General features: G+C 34.7%; 18 protein-coding genes. All 18 read left to right on the top strand.

Annotation, left to right across the window (positions count from 1 at the left end):
* Positions 1-78 precede the first annotated feature (78 nt).
* The 18 genes from PW52_RS17160 to argH all read left to right on the top strand — a co-directional run bounded on the left by PW52_RS17160 (position 79) and on the right by argH (position 19220).
* Positions 79-456: a transmembrane 220 family protein gene (locus PW52_RS17160; protein ID WP_052823454.1), complete on the top strand. Its 378-nt coding sequence runs from the start codon at positions 79-81 to the stop codon at positions 454-456.
* 92 nt (positions 457-548) lie between these two features.
* Positions 549-1580 carry an AraC family transcriptional regulator gene (locus tag PW52_RS10045; protein WP_044632815.1) on the top strand — a complete coding sequence of 344 codons (1032 nt, stop codon included), beginning with the start codon at positions 549-551 and terminating at the stop codon, positions 1578-1580.
* A 165-nt stretch (positions 1581-1745) separates the two neighbouring features.
* Positions 1746-2912, top strand: a complete 1167-nt coding sequence (locus PW52_RS10040) for an MFS transporter (RefSeq protein ID WP_044632814.1) — start codon at positions 1746-1748, stop codon at positions 2910-2912.
* A gap of 7 nt (positions 2913-2919) precedes the next feature.
* Positions 2920-4068 carry a Gfo/Idh/MocA family protein gene (locus tag PW52_RS10035; protein WP_044632813.1) on the top strand — a complete coding sequence of 383 codons (1149 nt, stop codon included), beginning with the start codon at positions 2920-2922 and terminating at the stop codon, positions 4066-4068.
* A gap of 171 nt (positions 4069-4239) precedes the next feature.
* Positions 4240-5292, top strand: coding sequence for a sugar phosphate isomerase/epimerase family protein (locus tag PW52_RS10030; protein WP_044632812.1), 1053 nt, complete (start codon positions 4240-4242; stop codon positions 5290-5292).
* A 9-nt stretch (positions 5293-5301) separates the two neighbouring features.
* Entirely contained in the window at positions 5302-6063 is a 762-nt protein-coding gene (locus tag PW52_RS10025; protein ID WP_044632811.1) for a 3-keto-disaccharide hydrolase, read from the top strand.
* Positions 6064-6075: 12 nt separating this feature from the next.
* Positions 6076-7056 carry a ThuA domain-containing protein gene (locus PW52_RS10020; protein ID WP_044632810.1) on the top strand — a complete coding sequence of 327 codons (981 nt, stop codon included), beginning with the start codon at positions 6076-6078 and terminating at the stop codon, positions 7054-7056.
* Between the two features lie 520 nt (positions 7057-7576).
* Positions 7577-8170: a GNAT family N-acetyltransferase gene (locus PW52_RS10015; RefSeq protein WP_044632809.1), complete on the top strand. Its 594-nt coding sequence runs from the start codon at positions 7577-7579 to the stop codon at positions 8168-8170.
* 86 nt (positions 8171-8256) lie between these two features.
* Positions 8257-9432: an argininosuccinate synthase gene (locus tag PW52_RS10010; protein ID WP_044632808.1), complete on the top strand. Its 1176-nt coding sequence runs from the start codon at positions 8257-8259 to the stop codon at positions 9430-9432.
* Between the two features lie 80 nt (positions 9433-9512).
* A complete protein-coding gene (gene argC, locus PW52_RS10005; protein ID WP_044632807.1) occupies positions 9513-10496 on the top strand; it encodes an N-acetyl-gamma-glutamyl-phosphate reductase in 984 nt (327 codons plus the stop codon).
* A gap of 200 nt (positions 10497-10696) precedes the next feature.
* Positions 10697-11491, top strand: coding sequence for a pyrroline-5-carboxylate reductase (gene proC, locus PW52_RS10000; protein WP_044632806.1), 795 nt, complete (start codon positions 10697-10699; stop codon positions 11489-11491).
* A 61-nt stretch (positions 11492-11552) separates the two neighbouring features.
* Complete coding sequence (locus PW52_RS09995) at positions 11553-12677, top strand: aspartate aminotransferase family protein (RefSeq protein WP_044632805.1); 1125 nt, start codon at positions 11553-11555, stop codon at positions 12675-12677.
* Positions 12678-12761: 84 nt separating this feature from the next.
* A complete protein-coding gene (locus PW52_RS09990) occupies positions 12762-13955 on the top strand; it encodes a glutamate-5-semialdehyde dehydrogenase (protein WP_044632921.1) in 1194 nt (397 codons plus the stop codon).
* A 72-nt stretch (positions 13956-14027) separates the two neighbouring features.
* Positions 14028-14792 carry a glutamate 5-kinase gene (gene proB, locus PW52_RS09985; protein ID WP_044632804.1) on the top strand — a complete coding sequence of 255 codons (765 nt, stop codon included), beginning with the start codon at positions 14028-14030 and terminating at the stop codon, positions 14790-14792.
* A 58-nt stretch (positions 14793-14850) separates the two neighbouring features.
* Positions 14851-15789: an N-acetylornithine carbamoyltransferase gene (locus PW52_RS09980; RefSeq protein ID WP_044632803.1), complete on the top strand. Its 939-nt coding sequence runs from the start codon at positions 14851-14853 to the stop codon at positions 15787-15789.
* 145 nt (positions 15790-15934) lie between these two features.
* Positions 15935-16711 (top strand): acetylglutamate kinase, encoded by a 777-nt coding sequence (gene argB / locus PW52_RS09975; protein WP_044632802.1) that lies wholly within the window; start codon positions 15935-15937, stop codon positions 16709-16711.
* On the top strand, positions 16708-17769 hold the full coding sequence (locus tag PW52_RS09970) for a M20 family metallo-hydrolase (protein WP_044632801.1): 1062 nt from the start codon (positions 16708-16710) through the stop codon (positions 17767-17769). The genes argB and PW52_RS09970 overlap by 4 nt, the downstream gene beginning before the upstream one ends.
* A gap of 176 nt (positions 17770-17945) precedes the next feature.
* The gene (gene argH, locus PW52_RS09965; protein ID WP_044632800.1) at positions 17946-19220 is read left to right on the top strand and encodes an argininosuccinate lyase; all 1275 of its coding nucleotides are present in this window, start codon (positions 17946-17948) and stop codon (positions 19218-19220) included.
* The last annotated feature ends 34 nt before the right edge of the window (positions 19221-19254 follow it).

The following is a 19254-nucleotide window of genomic DNA, read 5'->3' as shown; positions in this document are numbered from 1 at the left end:
AATACTTTAAAGGTTTGAATGATGTGTTTTGTAAATTTGAAGATAATTTGACTATAACTAATAACAAGAAATACTTTTATGAAAACTAGACTTAGTACAATGCAAAAAGGAGTGAACTTTATATGCTTTGCAATATTTATTGTATTTACCTTACTGCAAATAAACGACCCCGATCCTGTGTTATGGATTATAATTTATGGGTTTGTAGCGCTATTGTTTTTATTTGCAAATTTTTATAAATACCCAAAGTGGTTTATAGGTTTGGTTATAGTTGGGTTGATTGTTTATGGTAGTTTTTATTTTTCTAGTGTAATAGATTGGTTGCAAACCGAAAATAAAAATGAAATTTTTGGCGAAATGGTTTACGAAAAACCATATCTGGAAGGTTCCAGAGAATTTTTAGGTGTGTTTATTGCGGCGTTTGCATTGGTTGTTTTGCTAAAACAAACTAAATGAGTTTGATGTTTATTGGATGGTTACCTAAATGTTAAGATTTTGTTTCTTAATATTTAAATGGCTATTTTGCACTGAATGTTTAAAATCTTTCAGTGGAAATTAAAACACATTGTATACAAACTTATGAGGCCGATGGTATTGTTTATCACGCCGATACGTGTTTGCCATTAATTGATGCTGCTAAGCGAAAAAAAATAACATTTAAAGCACTTTCAAGATTAAGTTATCCCGGAGATGAATTAGATGAAAACACTATTGGTTTAAATAGTGTTGGTTATTGGGATGCTAACGAGCCGCAAGATTGGGGTTTAGATTGGCATAGGAATGAAGGTATTGAATTTCATTTTCTTGAATCGGGTACTATGCCTTATGCTCAAGAAGGTAAAGAAGTAATTCTAGAGCCTAATTACCTCACCATTACCCGCCCATGGGAAGCTCATAAAGTTGGGAACCCGCATATTGGAATGGGTAAGTTTTATTGGGTAATTATCGATTTAGGAGTGCGACGTCCGCATCAAGATTGGGTATGGCCAGATTGGATTACGCTTACTCCAAAAGATTTAAACCGACTTACAACTATTTTAAGACAAAATAAAAAGTCTATTTTAAAGACTAACTCAAGTATTCGAGATTGTTTTTTACGTATTAATAAAGCGGTTAATAACGATGTAAATGGCAGTAGCGCTTCTAGAATTCGTCTGCTTATAAATCATTTATTAATTCTACTGCTTGATGTAATGAATGCCGAAAAAATAGAGCTGGACGAATCGCTTACCGATAGTTCTAGAAGTGTGAAATTCTTTCTTAAAGAACTCGATAAAAACCTTTCGGAAAATTGGACTATCGAAGATATGGCACAATCGGCTGGGGTTGGGGTTACGCGTTTTACCTTTCATTGTAAACAGCTTACCAATTTAACGCCTATGCGTTATTTAACCATGAAGCGTTTAGGGTTGTCTAAACAACTTTTAATAGAAAATGCAGACTTGTCTATAGCCGAAGTGTCTTATATGAGTGGTTTTGCAACAAGCCAATACTTTGCTACTGTGTTTAAAAAATACGAAAAGTGTTCACCTAACGAATACCGTTTAAAACATACCGAAAACAATTTACAGCTTTCTTAATTTTTTGCTTGTTTAAATTATTTCATTGAATTATTACACACAGTTTTTTAGTTTAAATTATTTAATTTCACAGGGATATCTTAGAATTTTTTAAATATATATTGGTAATACCACTCCAATTAAAAATTATATAGATATAAATTTTACCAACTAAATTAAATATTTATGAAAAAAATTAACAAAAGCCGACTCTTTTTGGCAAGTTGTTTAGCTTTAATTACTACAGCAATGACGTTTGCTATTCGTGCCAGATTAGAAACTGTATTTGGGCCAGAAGGTGTTGGACTTACACTTGAACAAATAGGATATGCCTTTACTCCGGCCTTTTTTGGTTTTACTTTAGCCATGATTTTTGGAGGGCCATTAGTAGATTTTTTAGGTATTAAAAAAATTACTTGGATGGCGTTTATAGCACATTGCATAGGCATTGTATGGACTATAATGGCAGATTCTATGACTTCCTTATTTCTGGCAACATTATTTGTAGGTATAGGAAATGGTATGGTTGAAGCGGCATTAAACCCGTTAATAGCATCGATGTATTCCACAGAAAAAACAAAAATGTTAAACCGTTTTCATGTTTGGTTTCCTGGAGGTATTGTAATTGGCTCGATTGTAGGTTGGCTAGTTATGGACGTTTTCGGTTTAAACTGGCAAGTTATGGTTGCAACATTATTTATTCCGGTAATTATCTACGGAGTAATGTTCTTAGGACAAAATTTTCCAGTAACCGAGCGTGTGCAAATGGGAATTACTAATAAACAAATGTTTTCAAGTTTAGGAAAACCGCTGTTTATTTTTATGGTGTTTTGTATGTTTTTAACAGCAGCATCAGAGTTAGGAACTACGCAACGCATTGAATCACTTTTAAAAGAATCGGTAGCAGTGCCATTATTAGTACTCGCTTTTATTAACGGTATCATGGCTTTAGGACGTTTGTTTGCAGGTCCGGTAGCACACAAATTAAAACCATCGGGTATGTTGTTGTACTCGGCAATATTTACATTTATTGGCTTGTGGCTATTAACCATATCAAGTGGCGGAATGACCTTTGTAGCTGCAGCAGTATTTGCAATTGGTGTTACTTTCTTTTGGCCAACCATGATAAGTTTTGTGGCAGAATATTTACCAGAAACCGGAGCTCTTGGGCTGTCTATAATGGGTGGCGCTGGCATGTTTTCGGTATCGTTGGTTTTACCAATAATGGGAAGTTTAATGGATAATGCTAGTGCTGTCGAAGCCTTGCGAACCATGTCTATTTTACCAGCAATTTTAATTGTGGCATTTTTTGGGTTGAATATTTATATGAATAAAAGAAAACAAAAAGCATAAAGTTAACATGAATAGAAAATTAAGAATGGGAATGATAGGCGGAGGAACAGGCTCATTTATTGGCGATGTTCACCGAAAAGCTTCCGGAATTGATGGCATGATCGAGTTAGTTTGTGGTGCGTTTAGTAGTACGGCCGAAAAATCGATTAGCTCAGGGAAAGCGTTGTTTCTTCCTGAAGATAGATGCTATGCCAGTTTTGAAGACATGATTTTAAAAGAAAAAGAACTTCCCGAAGGCGAGCGCATGGACTTTGTGTCTATTGTAACGCCAAATCATATGCATTTTCCACCAGCTAAAATGGCTTTAGAAAATGGTTTTCATGTGGTAAGCGATAAACCAATGACGCTTACTTTAGATGAAGCTATTGAACTAGAAAAAATAGTAGAAAAAACAGGAAAGCTTTTTGCTTTAACACATAATTATACCGGTCATCCAATGGTTAAGCAAGCTAAAGCCTTGGTCGATCATGGTGATATTGGTAATATTAGAAAAGTTCAAGTACAGTATTTACAAGGTTGGCTATCTACAGCTGTTGAGCAAACAGGACAGAAGCAAGCCTCTTGGCGTGTAGACCCGAAACGATCTGGTATTGGTGGTGCTTTAGGCGATATTGGTACGCATGCCGAAAATTTAGTAGAATATATTACCGGACTTAAAATTGATGAATTAGCTGCCGATTTAGGGGTTTTTGGTGCGGGCCGAACACTCGATGATGATGGTAATGTATTACTTCGTATGGAAAATGGTGCAAAAGGAACGATGTCTTTTTCGCAAATTGCTTTGGGTGAAGAAAATAACTTGGCCATTAAAGTGTATGGCGATAAAGGAAGTTTGGAATGGCATCAAGAAAATCCAAACCAATTAATTACACATTGGTTGGAAGAGCCTGTGAAAATTTACACGCCAAATGGTAATAATTTATATGATGAAGCTTTAAGCGTTTCACGAATTCCTGCTGGACATCCAGAAGGTTATTTAGAAGCTTTTGCAACCATTTACAAAAATTTTGCTACGCATTTAATGGCGGTTTTAAATGGTGAAACTATTAAAAAACCAGATTATCCAACAGCTAAAGATGGGGTTCGCGGTATGCAATTTATTTATGCGGCTGTTGAAAGTGATAAGAATAATGCGGCTTGGGAAAAAGTAAATTAACATAAACAAATAGTTGGTAGAATTGCCCGCGTTAGGGATTGAAGCGGCATCCTTTTTTATGTCAGTTCGATTGTTTTGTGAAGTATGAGCAAAATGTATCGAGAACCAATAAAAAAGATATAGCGCAAAGCCCGACCCCTGCGGTAACGCTAAAATAAAAAATATAAAAACATGAATACAATAAAAGGACCTGCTGTTTTTTTAGCACAATTTGCAGGAAGCGAAGCACCGTTTAATAGTTTAGATGGCATGTGTAAATGGGCGGCAGATTTGGGTTACAAAGGCATACAAATTCCTACTTGGGAAGCCAGTTTAATCGATATTGAAAAAGCTGCCGAAAGCCAAATCTATTGCGATGAATTGAAGGGGAAAGTACAGTCGTACGGACTGGAAATAACCGAATTATCTACGCATTTACAAGGGCAGTTGGTAGCAGTGCATCCAGCATACGATACCATGTTTGACGGTTTTGCGCCAAAGCAGGTGCAAGGAAATCCTAAAGCTAGAACCGAATGGGCTATCGATTTTGTGAAAAAATGTGGTACTGCAAGCGGACGATTAGGCTTAAAATCGCACGCTAGTTTTTCTGGGGCTTTATTATGGCAAACGGTGTATCCGTGGCCACAGCGCCCCGCGGGATTAGTGGAGTTAGGATTTAAAGAATTAGCTAACCGATGGTTGCCTATTTTAAATCATTTTGACGAGCATGGCGTTGATGTGTGTTACGAATTACATCCAGGTGAAGATTTACACGACGGCATTACCTTCGAGCGTTTTTTAGAAGCTACCAACAACCATACTAGAGCTAATATTTTATACGACCCCAGTCATTTTGTGCTGCAACAACTCGATTATTTAACGTTTATAGATTATTACCACGAGCGCATTAAGGCGTTTCATGTTAAGGATGCTGAGTTTAATCCTAGTGGAAAACAAGGTGTTTATGGCGGTTATGCCGATTGGAAAGATCGAGCAGGACGTTTTAGAAGTTTAGGCGACGGACAAGTAGATTTTAAAGGCATTTTTACTAAACTAACAAAGTATAATTGCGATGTTTGGGCAGTTATGGAATGGGAATGTTGTATAAAATCGTCTGAACAAGGAGCCAGAGAAGGTGCACCGTTTATTCAAAAGCATATTATTGAAGCAGCAACACGTAGTTTTGATGATTTTGCAGGTGGAGATATTGACGAAGATTATTTAAAAAGTGTTTTAGGGATTTAAGTGATTTATATGAAGCGTTTGCTGCTTTTTTTATGGAGTATTCTATGGTTTTCGGTTGATGGGTTTTGTCAAGTCGATGCTAAAGAACCTACAAAACCAAAAGCGACCGAAGTTTGGGAGCCTAAACCCAAAGTCGTATCTGTTGATGAGGTTACACGAATCCCATCGGATGCTATCGTGCTTTTTAATGGTGAAAATTTTAATGAATGGGTGTCGTCTAAAGATTCAACTGCAGTAAAATGGATTTTGAATTCCGATAAAAGCATGACAGTAAAAGATAAAACTGGCAATATACAAACCAAACGAAATTTTGGCGATATACAATTACATATAGAATGGAAATCACCAAAAGACATCAGAGGAAATGGACAACACCGAGGTAATAGTGGTGTTTTTATTCAAAATAGGTATGAGGTTCAGGTACTGGATAATAATGATAACGATACCTATGTAAACGGGCAAGTAGGTGCTATTTATAAGCAAGCTATTCCGTTGGCGAAAGCATCTTCAAAAACTGGAGACTGGAATGTTTACGATATTATTTATCATGCTCCAAAGTTTAATAAGGTCGGTAATAAAACCAAGGCAGGCACTATTACTGTTTTACATAATGGGGTTTTAATTCAAGATCATGTTGAAATAAAAGGAACCACCGAATTTATTGGTTGGCCTAAAAACAAACCTCATGGCAAAGCGCCAATTATGTTGCAAGATCATAGAGATAATAGTGGTGTTAGTTATAGAAATATTTGGGTAAGAGAATTAAATTAAGAAATATAAAAAATGATAAAAAAAGTTGTTTTCACGCTGTTTGCAATATGTTTATTTACAAATATGTTTAGCGCGAACGAGGGGAAAAGAAAAATTAAAGTTCTAATTGTAGATGGGCAAAACAACCATAATGTTTGGCCAAAATCTACCATTATGATGAAGCAATATTTAGAAGAAACAGGTTTGTTTAAGGTCGATATTGCAAGAACAAAATATTTAAATAAAAGCGAGCGATTTAAAGATTGGTTGGGTTATGCAAAACGAGTTCCCGATGGTGTAGAAGGAAAACCTAAAACAGATCCAGATTTTAAGCCAAAATTTAAAAAATACGATGTGGTGATTTCCAATTTTGGTTGGCAAGCAGCATCATGGCCAGAAGAAACAAAACAGGCTTTTGAAGCTTATGTGAAAAATGGAGGCGGTTTTATAAGTGTTCACGCTGCCGATAATAGTTTTCCTAAATGGAAAGCCTACAACGAAATGATTGCCATTGGTGGTTGGGGAGGAAGAACCGAAAAAGATGGCCCATATTTATATGTAGATAAGGATAATAAAGTAAAAAGAGATTACAGCCCAGGTAAAGGTGGTACACATGGAAAAGGGGAGGCTTTCCCAATAACTATTTATAATACTGAACATCCAATTACGCAAGGTATGCCTAAAGTTTGGATGCATGCCTCAGATGAGTGTTATGCTTTTTTAAGAGGGCCAGCGAATAATGTTGATATTCTAGCAACGGCTGTTTCTACAAAAAAGAAACCTGAGTTGGAACAAAAAGAACCTGTGGTAATGGTTGTAAATTATGGTAAGGGACGCGTTTTTCATACCCCTTTAGGGCACGACGTAGAAGCCTTTGAGTGTGTTGGGTTTATTACCTTGCTAAAACGTGGCGCCGAATGGGCTGCAACTGGTAAAGTTTCTCAAACCGAAATACCAATTGATTTTCCAACTGAAAACGAGGTTTCTAGAAGAAATTTCGAGCTTAAAAAATAATATTTATATCAATTTAGATTAGTTGTCGAATTGATTAAAGCCTCAAAAAATTTGTGTGTTAATAATTTTAGGGGCTTTTTCTATAAAAGTGTAAGCGGCTCTACTTAATTTCTAGAAATTTTAAAGCGGAAATGATACTGTATTAAGAATTTATTAATTCATATTTAAGTTAATTTAAAATCTGCTTATTTTTAAATTATTTAGTTGCGTAATTCATAATTAATTGTACATTTGCCACTCATATTAACGAAAGGGGCTTACGCCGACGATTTAGAGTTAATAGTAAAGATAGTTATTCAGTGAAAACAGGAAACAACATATCTCTTATCTCTTATGTTCTAGTAGAAACTACTAGGGCAATTGTTGTGCGTTTTCCACATACACGCCCCTAGGGGCTATTCTGTTTAAGAAAGCATTCGCTGCTTTCAATTTTCGTTATTATTTAGAGTAAAATTTTAAAAGTTAAAAGCTTTTATTTTCATTAACGTGCATTTTGCACCAGGTTTAATTATTACTGAAAATGGAAACCGTATTGGACGTTGAAAAAAATATTATTATTGAAGAAGCTAAAGCCTATTGTGAGTTACAAGGCTTACAGGTTGTATTCACGCACGACATTACTCATGCGCAGCTGCAAATTATTTCAGAAAGAACTAAAAATCAAGCAGCTATGTATCATGCTAACGTGGGTATGTTGCTAGATCGTTTAAAAAATGGTTGCTATCTTATAGTCAAAGATGGTGAAATTTTTGGTCATATCTTTGCGCACAAACACGTAGTTGGTAAATTTTCGGTTTACGAACGTTCTTCGCTTTGGGTTCACGAGCAATATCGTAATAATAATCTGGGTTTGTTGTTAATGGATTTATTAACAAAGCATTTTAATAAAAACTTTCTTATTTCAATTGCTCAAGGCGCAACAGTGCATCATAATAATGAGTTGTTAGGAATGAAATATATAACTTTAAAAGATTTGTCTCCAGTTTTAATTGAGGTTTTAGAAAAGTTAGGAAAATTAAGAGATGAGCTTAAATATAAGTATTATGTTAATGCTTATTTTGAGTCTAAAATTGGTCAGTTTAATAAAATTCTTAAAACTAAAATAGTAGAGTAAAAAGTGTATTCAGCTTTTAAAAATTCATTTAGTAAAATAAATTATTCAGATATTATAAATATCAAAAAAACAATAAAAATAAACACATGAAAAAATTAGTAATAGCCTACAGTGGTGGTTTAGATACATCGTATTGTGCCGTAAGTCTATCAAAAGAATACGAAGTACATGCCGTTAGTGTTAATACTGGTGGTTTTACAACAGAAGAAGTTAATAAAATTGAAGAAAACGCCTATAAAATGGGGGTTACCACTTATAAAAATATTGATGCTGTACCAACATTTTATAACAAAGTGGTTAAGTATTTAATATTTGGTAATGTGTTAAAAAATAATACTTATCCGTTATCGGTAAGTGCAGAGCGTATTATTCAAGCTATTGAAATTATAGAATACGCAAAAAGTATAGATGCAGAATATATTGCTCACGGTAGTACTGGAGCAGGAAACGACCAAGTGCGTTTCGATATGATTTTTCAAACCTTAGCACCAGGTATAAAAATTATTACACCTATTAGAGATAAAAAATTATCAAGACAAGAAGAGATTGAGTATTTAAAGGCAAATGGAATTGATATGTCTTGGGAAAAAGCCCAATATTCGGTTAATAAAGGACTTTGGGGAACTAGTGTAGGTGGTGCAGAAACCTTAACATCTGAAAAACCATTACCAAGTGAAGCTTATCCGTCGCAATTACAAAAAGAAGGTGAAGAAAAAGTAACTTTAACTTTCGAGAAAGGTGAATTTGTAGCTTTAAACGGTGAAGCAAATGCTCCTGAAGTAAATATTGAAAAATTAAATACCATAGCTTCGGCTTATGCTATAGGTAGAGATATTCACGTAGGCGATACTATTGTAGGTATAAAAGGTCGCGTTGGTTTTGAAGCTGCTGCAGCTTTAATTACTGTAAAAGCACATCATTTATTAGAAAAACATACGCTTACAAAATGGCAATTACAACATAAAGATTATTTGTCAAATTTTTATGGTATGCATTTACACGAAGGACAATATTTAGATCCTGTTATGCGTGATATGGAAGCTTTTTTACAAAGTAGCCAAGATAAAGTTTCGGGCGATGTAACGGTTACTTTAAAGCCATATCATTTTTCTTTAGACGGTATTAATTCGAAACACGATTTAATGAGTGCTAAATTTGGAAGCTACGGCGAAGAAAATAAAGGATGGACTGCAGATGAAGCCAAAGGATTTATTAAAATAGTTGGTAACCAAAATAAAATTTACCAACAGGTAAACTCGTAATTTTTTTATCATGCTGAATATGTCAGACAGAGCGTAGTCGAAGTCTCATGTCGGTATTTATAAAGAAAAGTTAATTTACAATGAAAAATATTAAAGTAGGAATTATAGGTGGCGCCGGTTATACAGCTGGTGAATTAATAAGATTGTTAATTAATCACCCGAATGCCGAAATAGATTTTGTTTACAGCACCAGTAATGCTGGAAACCAAATAAGTAAAATTCATCAAGACTTAGTTGGAAGTTTAAACCGTGTGTTTACCGATACTGTAAATACGAATGTAGATGTGTTGTTTTTATGTTTAGGTCATGGTAATTCGGTTAAGTTTTTATCGAATCATACATTTTCTGAAAACACTAAAATTATTGATTTAGGTAACGATTTTAGATTAGAAGCCGATAAGGTTTTTGAAGGTAAAACCTTTGTTTACGGTTTGCCAGAATTAAATAAAACGGCTATTGAAGGAGCTAACTATATTGCAAATCCAGGTTGTTTTGCAACAGCAATTCAATTAGGTTTATTGCCACTTGCCGATGCTAATTTTTTACAAAACGATGTGCATATTAATGCTGTAACTGGTGCAACAGGCGCAGGAACTTCGTTGTCTGCAACGACGCATTATACGTGGCGTGATAATAACTTTTCGTATTACAAACCGTTTACGCATCAGCATTTAGGAGAAATTAATCAGTCGGTTAAGCAATTGCAAGATAATTTTGCTTCAGAAATTAATTTTATGCCTAACCGAGGCAATTTTTCTAGAGGTATTTTTGCAACACTTTATACAAAGTTTGAAGGATCGGTTGATGATGCTAAAAACTTGTATCAAAATTTTTATGATAGCGCTAAGTTTACTTTTATAAGTGACGATTTTTTACACTTGAAACAAGTTGTAAACACGAATAAATGTTTGGTGCATTTACATAAACATGAAGGTAAATTATTAATAACAAGTATTATTGATAATTTGTTAAAAGGTGCTTCTGGACAAGCAGTGCAAAACATGAATTTAATGTTTGGCTTAGAAGAAACCACTGGTTTACATTTAAAAGGAACGTATTTTTAGGCATGTTGTTATGCTGAACTTGTTTCAGTGTTTCAGTGTCACATAACAGTGGTGCGTTAGCGATTGCAGCGGCATCCTTTTTTATGTCAGTTCGAGTGTTTTGTGAAGTATTAGCAAAATGTATCGAGAACCAATAAAAAAGATATAGCGGAAAGCGCGACCCCTTGTGGGTAACGCCATAAAATAAATTTTTAAAAATTATGAAAATAGCCATTATTGGAACGGGTAATTTAGGAAGTTCCATAGCAAAGGGACTAATTAAAAACAAATCGTTTACATCGCTTTATTTAAGCGATAAAAATACGGCAGCAGTTCAAGCTTTTTATAAGGAAGATTATGTAACTATTACTAGCGATAATGCTGAGGCTGTTAAAAATTCGGATGTTGTAATTTTTGCATTACAACCAAGGCATATTGAAGGTGTGATGGAAAGTGTTGCCAAGTGTATTAAAAAGCATCATGTAATCATGTCGGTTGCTGCTGGATTTGAAATTTCTAAAATTGAAAGCCTTATTGGAGCCGATAAAAATATTATCCGTGTTATGCCAAATACGGCGATTTCTATTGGGAAATCTATGACCTGTTTAGCTGCGAATGATAAAGGCGAGGATAAAATTGAATTGGCTAAAAAAATATTTAACCAATTAGGTGCAACTATGGTAATTCCTGAAGAGCAAATACAAGCAGCAACTGTAATTTGTGCGAGTGGTATTGCTTTCTGGATGCGACTTATTCGTGCTACAACTCAAGGTGCCATTCAGTTAGGTTTTGAGGCCGAAGAAGCTCACGAACTTGCAGTGCAAACCTGTTTCGGATCGGCGAGTTTATTACTGGAATCTGGCAAACACCCAGAACAAGAAATAGATAGAGTTACCACACCAAGTGGTTGTACTATTGAGGGCTTAAACGCTATGGAACACCAAGGTTTAAGTTCGGCTTTAATACAAGGTATTGTGGCTTCTTTCGAAAAAATTAATCACCTAAAAAACAGTTAGTAGGTTTTGGTTAATAACCGATAACCAACAACAAAAAACAAATAACTAAAAGAACAAAGAAATGCCATTATTTGATGTGTATCCCTTATACAACGTAACACCAGTGTCTGGAAAAGGCGCTTATGTTTACGACGATAACGGAACAGAATATTTAGATTTATACGGTGGTCATGCAGTAATTTCTATTGGTCATGCACACCCTAATTATACAAAAGCCATTACAGAGCAGGTTAATAAACTTGGGTTTTATTCTAACGCAATTCAAAACCCATTGCAGGTTGAATTAGCAAATAAAATTGAAGATTTATCTGGTTGCAAAGGTTACAACTTGTTTTTATGTAATTCTGGAGCCGAAGCAAACGAAAATGCTTTAAAATTGGCTTCGTTTAAAACAGGAAAAGAGCGTGTTGTTGCTTTTAAAAATGGATTTCACGGACGTACATCGGCGGCGGTTGCAGCTACCGATAATAAAAATATTATTGCGCCAATTAATGCCCAACAAAAGGTAACTATTTTAGAGCTTAACGATATTTTAGGCGTAAAAGCAGAACTTGAAAAAGGTGATGTTTGCGCTGTTATTATTGAGTTTATTCAAGGTGTTGGTGGTTTAGATCAAGCCACTGCAGATTTTTACGAGCAAGTATTTGCTTTGTGTAAAGCTAATAACACCATGTTTATTGCCGATGAGGTTCAATCGGGCTACGGGCGTTCTGGTAAATTCTTTGCGTTTCAGCATTACAATGTTACTCCAGATATTATTTCGATAGCTAAAGGTATGGGTAACGGTTTCCCAATTGGTGGCGTTTTAATTCACCCAGATATTGAGGCAAAATTCGGTATGTTAGGTACTACTTTTGGCGGAAATCACTTGGCTTGCGCTGCAGGATTATCTGTTTTAAATACTATTGAAGAAGAAGTGTTAATTGCTAATGTAAATGACATTTCTGAGTATTTTATTTCGGAAGCTAAAACCATTCCGGAGATAAAGAATATTAAAGGTCGCGGATTAATGCTTGGTTTAGAATTCGATTTTGAAGTAGGCGAATTAAGAAAAAAATTGATTTACGAATATCATATTTTTACTGGTGGTGCTTCGAATAAAAAATTACTTCGAATTTTGCCGCCTTTAAATATAACTAAGGCACAAATTGATGTCTTTTTTAAAGCTTTAAAAGAAGTGCTTTAAAGTTTAACAAAACATTATAAAGACCAAGTCGCTATTACATTTAAAAAATAGTACACTATGGCAAACTATAAAAAAGAAAACACAATGAACACCTTACTATCTATTGAAAAAAGAAACGCCGTTTTATTACGAATGGCAGAACTTTTAGAAGAAGAAAGGCAAGAAATTATTAACATTAATAAAACCGATTGTGAAGCTTACAAAGGCGACGATATTTCAATGTTCGATCGTTTAAAAGTGAATGATGCCAAGGTTGATGAAATGATTAAATCGGCGAAGCATTTAGCATCGCAAGATGATCCGGTTGGGGTTGAGCGCTTTAGCTTTAAGCACGAAAACGGCATGCAAATTTATAATAAAACGGCATCGTTTGGTACGGTTTTAATTATTTACGAATCGCGTCCAGATGTAACGGTTGAAGCTGCTGGAATTGCATTTAAATCGGGTAACAAAATTTTACTAAAAGGCGGTAAAGAATCCTTACGCTCTAACTTAAAAATTGTTGAGTTATGGCACCAAGCTTTAGAAGAAAATGAAGCGTCAACCGATTGGGTAGAGTACCTTCAGTTTAACAGAACAGAAACTCAAGCCTTTTTAGAAAACCCAACGCAACAACTCGATTTAATTGTACCTCGTGGTGGCGAACGTTTAATTGCATTTACAAAAGAACACGCACGTTGCCCTGTTATTGTTAGTGGTCGTGGTAATAATTTTGTGTATGTTCATAAGGAAGCCGATTTAGATATAGCTATTGATGTTATCCTTAACGGAAAATCTAAAATTTCGGCATGTAACGCAGTTGATAAAGTTTTCATTGATGAAAACCTGCCTAATAAAAACGAATTTGTAACGCAATTAATTTCAAAATTAAACGAATCAAAAATTAAAGTTTTAGGTGATTATAATATTGCAAAAGCTAATAATTTAGAAGAAATTACTTCTGATGATATTTGGCATGAAGAATTTTTAGATTATAAAATTTTAATAGGTGAAATTGCGAATAATGAAGCAGCTATTGCTATGATAAACAAATACTCTGGCGGGCATTCTTCATCTATCATCACTAAAAACGAAAGTGAAGCCAAAACCTTTATGGAAAATGTTGATACAGCAGCGGTGTATCACAATGCTTCAACACGATTTACCGATGGCGGACAATTAGGTTTAGGTGGCGAATTAGCTATTAGTACAGATAAATTACACCAACGCGGACCAATTGGTTTACAGCATTTAGTAACCAATAAATGGTACGTTCACGGTACTGGACAAACACGTTAAATTAAAAGGAGTAACTGTAATACGAAGTATATCACACTGAGCGCAGTCGAAGTGCAATACGTAAACGTAAAAATGGGAAAAAAGAAACGCATTTTACTAAAAATAGGGTCTAACACGCTTACCAAAGAAACCGATAATTTATCGCGTGGAAAAATTGAAGATTTAGCAAATCAAATAGCAACACTTCAAAAAGATTACGAGTTTGTAATTGTAAGTTCTGGGGCTATTGCTGTAGCAAAGCAATTTGTAAAGTTAGAAAGTAAACAAGAAGATGTTTTTGTAAAACAGGCGTTAGCTTCTATCGGTCAGCCGCATTTAATTCGTATTTATCAAGAAATATTTAGAGAATATGGTTTACTAACGTCGCAATGTTTACTGTCCTATTCCGATTTCGAAAAACAAGAAAGCAAAGTAAATATTGTAAACACCATTAATGTGTTGGTAAACAATAATTACATTCCTATTATAAATGAAAATGATACAGTTGCTACCGACGAAATTAAATTTGGCGATAACGATAAATTAGGTGCTTTAACAGCCTCGTTAATTGAAGCCGATTTGTTTATAATCGCAACAAATACAAACGGTATTTATACAAAAGCTTCTATGGAAAACGGAACGCCAGAAACTATTGCTTTGGTTAATGATTTTGAAGATTTAAAAAACGAAGTTGTAAATTCTAAATCATCACACGGTAGCGGTGGTATGCAATCTAAAATAGAAGCGGCATCGGTTGCGAAACAATCAAATATAGAAACTTGGATTGTAAATGGTCTTGAAGATAATTTTATAAAAAATGCCATTGAAAATAAAGTGCCATTTACAAAAGTAAAATAAAGAAATATGCAGCCTGCAAGATCATTAATGTCTTGTAGGTTTTTAATTAAATAAAAAGATGAAACATTACACATCAATAAACGATATCGATAACATCGATTCTTGGATTGAAGAAGCTAAAGCGCTCAAGCTAATGCCGTTAAAACATATAGATTTAGGAAAAAACAAAACTTTAGGTTTGTTGTTCTTCAATTCTAGTTTACGCACGCGCTTAAGTACGCAAAAGGCAGCTTTAAATTTAGGAATGAATCCTATTGTAATGAATGTTTCTGGAGATGCTTGGGGTTTAGAGTTTGAAGACGGTACGGTTATGAACGGTAATACTGCCGAACATATTAAGGAAGCCGCAGCGGTAGTATCTCAATATTGCGATATTATTGCCGTAAGAGCATTTCCAACTTTAACCGATAAAGTAAAAGACGAAAGCGAACAAGTTTTAGAGGCCTTTAAAAAGTACGCTTCGGTGCCCATTGTAAACATGGAAAGTGCCACAGGACACCCGCTGCAAGCTTTAACAGATGCGATAACTATTTCAGAATTTTCTAAAAAAACAAAGCCCAAAGTGGTTTTAAGTTGGGCGCCACATATAAAGGCATTGCCGCATGCTGTAGCAAATAGTTTTACTCAAGCTATGCAAAAAATGGATGTAGATTTCGTGATAACTAATCCTGAAGGCTATAATTTAAGTCCAGAAATAACCAAAGACACGCCAATAATTCATAACCAAGAAGAAGCATTTAAAGATGCCGATTTTGTATATGTAAAAAACTGGAGTTCGTTTGAAGATTATGGTAAAGTAACCAATACCGATGCTAATTGGATTATTACTAAAGAAAAATTAGGCGATGCTAAATTTATGCACTGCTTACCAGTAAGGCGAAATGTAATTGTAGAAGATGCCGTGTTAGATTCTGAGAATTCAATTGTAATTCAACAAGCTAATAACAGAACATTTGCAGCGCAATTAGCTCTTAAGAAAATATTACAAAACTTATAGTTTTGTTATCCTGAACTGTCACGTTGAGCGTAGTAGAAACGTTGTTTTGGGATATTATTTAAAGTAAATAAATTTTTGTCATTCTGAACTTGTTTCAGAATCCAATGAAACAATAATTAAGAACCAAATATCAAGTTCAGCTTAAATGGAAACAATAAAAATAGTAAAAGTAGGAGGCAACGTTATAGATAACGAAGCGGCATTAGAGAAATTTTTATCGCAATTTGCTTCGCTTGAAGGGCTAAAAGTTTTGGTTCATGGCGGCGGAAAATTAGCAACAAAACTAGCTCAAGATATGCAGGTGCCAGTAAATATGGTAGACGGGCGTCGCATTACAGATGCAGCTACTTTAGATATTATTTCTATGGTTTATGCAGGTAAAATAAACAAAAACATTATAGCAAAGTTGCAAGCTTACAATTGTAACGCTATTGGTTTTTCGGGTGCCGATGGAAACACTATTGTTTCTGTAAAGCGTCCTGTTAAAAAAATAGATTATGGTTATGTTGGCGATGTAAAAAAAGTGAATACCAAAGCCATGCAAGTGTTAATAGATAACGATATTACACCAGTGTTTTGTGCTATTTCACACGACCAAAACGGACAATTGCTAAACACCAATGCCGATACGATTGCTTCAGAAGTTGCTATAGCATTATCAAGACATTATAAAACCGAATTAATTTATTGTTTCGAAAAAAACGGCGTGCTATTAGATGTTGATGACGATAATTCTGTAATCGATTATATGGATTCAGGAACCTACGAAACCTTAAAAATTCAAGGAAAATTTGCCGGTGGCATGCTTCCTAAACTCGAAAATTGTTATTACGCGTTGCAAGAAGGTGTTTCAAGAGTAATCATTGGTAATCCATCGGTTATTACAAATAGAGATCAAAAATTTTCAACCTTATATATATGATTGAGCAATTAACCAACGAGGCTATCACGTTACTAAAAAACTTGATAGAAACGCAATCATTTTCTTCCGAAGAGAACGAAACCGCGTTACATATTGAAGCTTGGTTTAAACAACATAACATAGATTATAAACGTACAAAAAACAATGTTTGGGCGGTAAACAAACACTTTGCCAAAGGCAAACCAACCTTGTTGTTAAACTCGCATCACGATACGGTTAAGCCAAATTCTGCTTATACCAAAGATCCGCTTAAAGCCATTGTAGAAGATGGAAAATTATTCGGTTTAGGAAGTAATGACGCTGGAGGTTGCTTAGTGTCTTTGCTGGCAACGTTTGCTTATTTTTACAATAAAGAAAATTTAAAATATAACTTAGTAATTGTCGCTTCCGCGGAAGAAGAAAGCAGCGGTCCAAATGGGCTTAACAGTATGTTGTCTGTAATACCAAAAGTAGATGTGGCCATAGTTGGCGAACCTACTTTAATGAATTTAGCCGTTGCCGAAAAAGGCTTGGTAGTTTTTGATGCTGTGTTAACAGGAACTCCAAGTCATGCAGCACATCCAAACAACGATAATGTTATTTATAAGTCTATTGAAACCTTACAATGGTTTAAAGATTATAAATTCGATAAAGGTTCTGAAGCTTTAGGGGATGTGAAGCTAACGGTTAGTCAAATTAGTGCCGGAAAGCAGCATAATGCGGTTCCTGCCGATTTAAAATTAGTGATAGATGTTCGTGTAAACGATGCTTATAGTAATGCCGAAATTGCAGAAATTCTACAAAATGAAGCGCCGGTAACAAGTATTACACCACGAAGTTTAAGGTTAAATTCGTCATCTATTCCTGTGGATCACGACTTGGTTAAAGCTGGAATAGCTATGGGGAGAGAAACCTATGGTTCGCCAACATTATCCGATCAAGCGGTATTAAGCTGTCCGAGTTTAAAGCTCGGTCCTGGTGATAGTACACGTTCGCATTCTGCCGATGAGTTTATTTATTTAAATGAAATTGAAGAAGGTGTAAAAATATATATTGAATTATTAGAAAAAGTGCTTTAAACGAACCGAGAAAATAGAATCGAGAATCAAGACTAATACAGTTATAATATGATTCTTTTATCTAAATGCGAAGCACCAAAATAAAAAGGATTGTCACCCTGAGCGCAGTCGAAGGGTTTTGAGTAATAAAATAAAATAGTTCCCGCTATTGCAGGAATGACAAAAAAAGTTAAAAAATGAAACTCTGGGATAAAGGTATATCGATAGATAAAAAAATAGAGCAATTTACCGTTGGAAACGATCGAGAAATTGATATTCATATTGCAAAATACGATGTTATTGCATCGCGCGCTCATGCTAAAATGTTGCAAAAGATTGGCATTATTTCGGCTGAAGAATTAATTGATTTATTAGGCGGGTTAAAAACACTTGAAAAACAAATTGAAAATGGCACGTTTGTTATCGATGAGCAGTTTGAAGATGTGCATTCTAAAATAGAATTCGAGCTTACCAAAATGTTAGGTGAAGTTGGAAAAAAAATACACACAGCCCGTTCTAGAAACGATCAAGTTTTAGTGGCTTGCCATTTGTATTATAAAGATAACCTTGCAGAAATTAAAACTAAAACAAAAACACTTTTCGATACACTTTTAGCTCAAGCTGATAATTATAAAGAAAAATTGTTACCTGGTTACACACATTTACAAGTTGCAATGCCATCATCCTTCGGGTTATGGTTTTCTGCTTACGCAGAACTTATGATTGATGATGTGTATATTTTAAATGCCGCCATAAAAACAGTAGATCAAAATCCGTTAGGTTCTGCTGCAGGTTATGGTAGTTCTTTCCCTATAGATAGAACGTTAACTACCAAAGAAATGCAGTTTTCTACCTTAAAATACAATGTGGTTGCTGCACAAATGGGACGTGGAAAAAATGAGCGTACCATTGCTGTTGCTTTAGGTAGTTTAGCCAATACCTTATCGCGTTTTGCTATGGATGTGTGTTTGTATATGAGTCAGAATTTTAATTTCATCTCTTTTCCAGATGAATTAACTACTGGAAGTAGCATTATGCCTCATAAAAAGAACCCGGATGTTTTTGAGTTAATTCGAGGAAAATGTAATAAAATACAAGCGCTTCAAACCGAAATGATTTTAATTACTAATAATTTACCTAGTGGTTATCACAGAGATTTTCAGTTAATAAAAGAAAATATGATTGCTGCTTTCGAGGAGTTAAAAAGTATTTTAGATATTTTTAATTATTCCATTCAACAAATCATTGTAAAAGATATCGATTTAAACGATGATAAATACAAATACCTTTTCACGGTAGATAATATAAATACTTTGGTGGTTGATGGTATGAGTTTTAGAGAGGCTTATCAAAAAATAGGTGGCGAAGTTCAAAACGGAACGTATAAACCCGATACATCAAAAAAACACACGCATGAAGGTAGTATTCATAATTTGTGTTTAGATAAAATAGCGGCGAAGTTCCCGCAGTAAAAAATAAAAACAGAATAAATAAAAAAAGCACATT

This window comes from Neotamlana sedimentorum, assembly GCF_000943565.1.
Taxonomy (GTDB): Bacteria; Bacteroidota; Bacteroidia; order Flavobacteriales; family Flavobacteriaceae; genus Neotamlana; species Neotamlana sedimentorum.
The sequence above is the reverse complement of the archived record's forward strand: the minus strand, read 5'-3'. Positions and strand labels throughout refer to the sequence as shown.

What these genes read in the sequence shown, in the direction of transcription:
- PW52_RS17160 (WP_052823454.1), top strand. Translation starts at nt 79, where the DNA reads ATGAAAACTAGACTTAGTACAATGCAAAAAGGAGTGAACTTTATATGC.
- PW52_RS10040 (WP_044632814.1), top strand. Translation starts at nt 1,746, where the DNA reads ATGAAAAAAATTAACAAAAGCCGACTCTTTTTGGCAAGTTGTTTAGCT.
- PW52_RS10035 (WP_044632813.1), top strand. Translation starts at nt 2,920, where the DNA reads ATGAATAGAAAATTAAGAATGGGAATGATAGGCGGAGGAACAGGCTCA.
- PW52_RS10030 (WP_044632812.1), top strand. Translation starts at nt 4,240, where the DNA reads ATGAATACAATAAAAGGACCTGCTGTTTTTTTAGCACAATTTGCAGGA.
- PW52_RS10025 (WP_044632811.1), top strand. Translation starts at nt 5,302, where the DNA reads ATGAAGCGTTTGCTGCTTTTTTTATGGAGTATTCTATGGTTTTCGGTT.
- PW52_RS10020 (WP_044632810.1), top strand. Translation starts at nt 6,076, where the DNA reads ATGATAAAAAAAGTTGTTTTCACGCTGTTTGCAATATGTTTATTTACA.
- PW52_RS10015 (WP_044632809.1), top strand. Translation starts at nt 7,577, where the DNA reads ATGGAAACCGTATTGGACGTTGAAAAAAATATTATTATTGAAGAAGCT.
- PW52_RS10010 (WP_044632808.1), top strand. Translation starts at nt 8,257, where the DNA reads ATGAAAAAATTAGTAATAGCCTACAGTGGTGGTTTAGATACATCGTAT.
- argC (WP_044632807.1), top strand. Translation starts at nt 9,513, where the DNA reads ATGAAAAATATTAAAGTAGGAATTATAGGTGGCGCCGGTTATACAGCT.
- proC (WP_044632806.1), top strand. Translation starts at nt 10,697, where the DNA reads ATGAAAATAGCCATTATTGGAACGGGTAATTTAGGAAGTTCCATAGCA.
- PW52_RS09995 (WP_044632805.1), top strand. Translation starts at nt 11,553, where the DNA reads ATGCCATTATTTGATGTGTATCCCTTATACAACGTAACACCAGTGTCT.
- PW52_RS09990 (WP_044632921.1), top strand. Translation starts at nt 12,762, where the DNA reads ATGAACACCTTACTATCTATTGAAAAAAGAAACGCCGTTTTATTACGA.
- proB (WP_044632804.1), top strand. Translation starts at nt 14,028, where the DNA reads ATGGGAAAAAAGAAACGCATTTTACTAAAAATAGGGTCTAACACGCTT.
- PW52_RS09980 (WP_044632803.1), top strand. Translation starts at nt 14,851, where the DNA reads ATGAAACATTACACATCAATAAACGATATCGATAACATCGATTCTTGG.
- argB (WP_044632802.1), top strand. Translation starts at nt 15,935, where the DNA reads ATGGAAACAATAAAAATAGTAAAAGTAGGAGGCAACGTTATAGATAAC.
- PW52_RS09970 (WP_044632801.1), top strand. Translation starts at nt 16,708, where the DNA reads ATGATTGAGCAATTAACCAACGAGGCTATCACGTTACTAAAAAACTTG.
- argH (WP_044632800.1), top strand. Translation starts at nt 17,946, where the DNA reads ATGAAACTCTGGGATAAAGGTATATCGATAGATAAAAAAATAGAGCAA.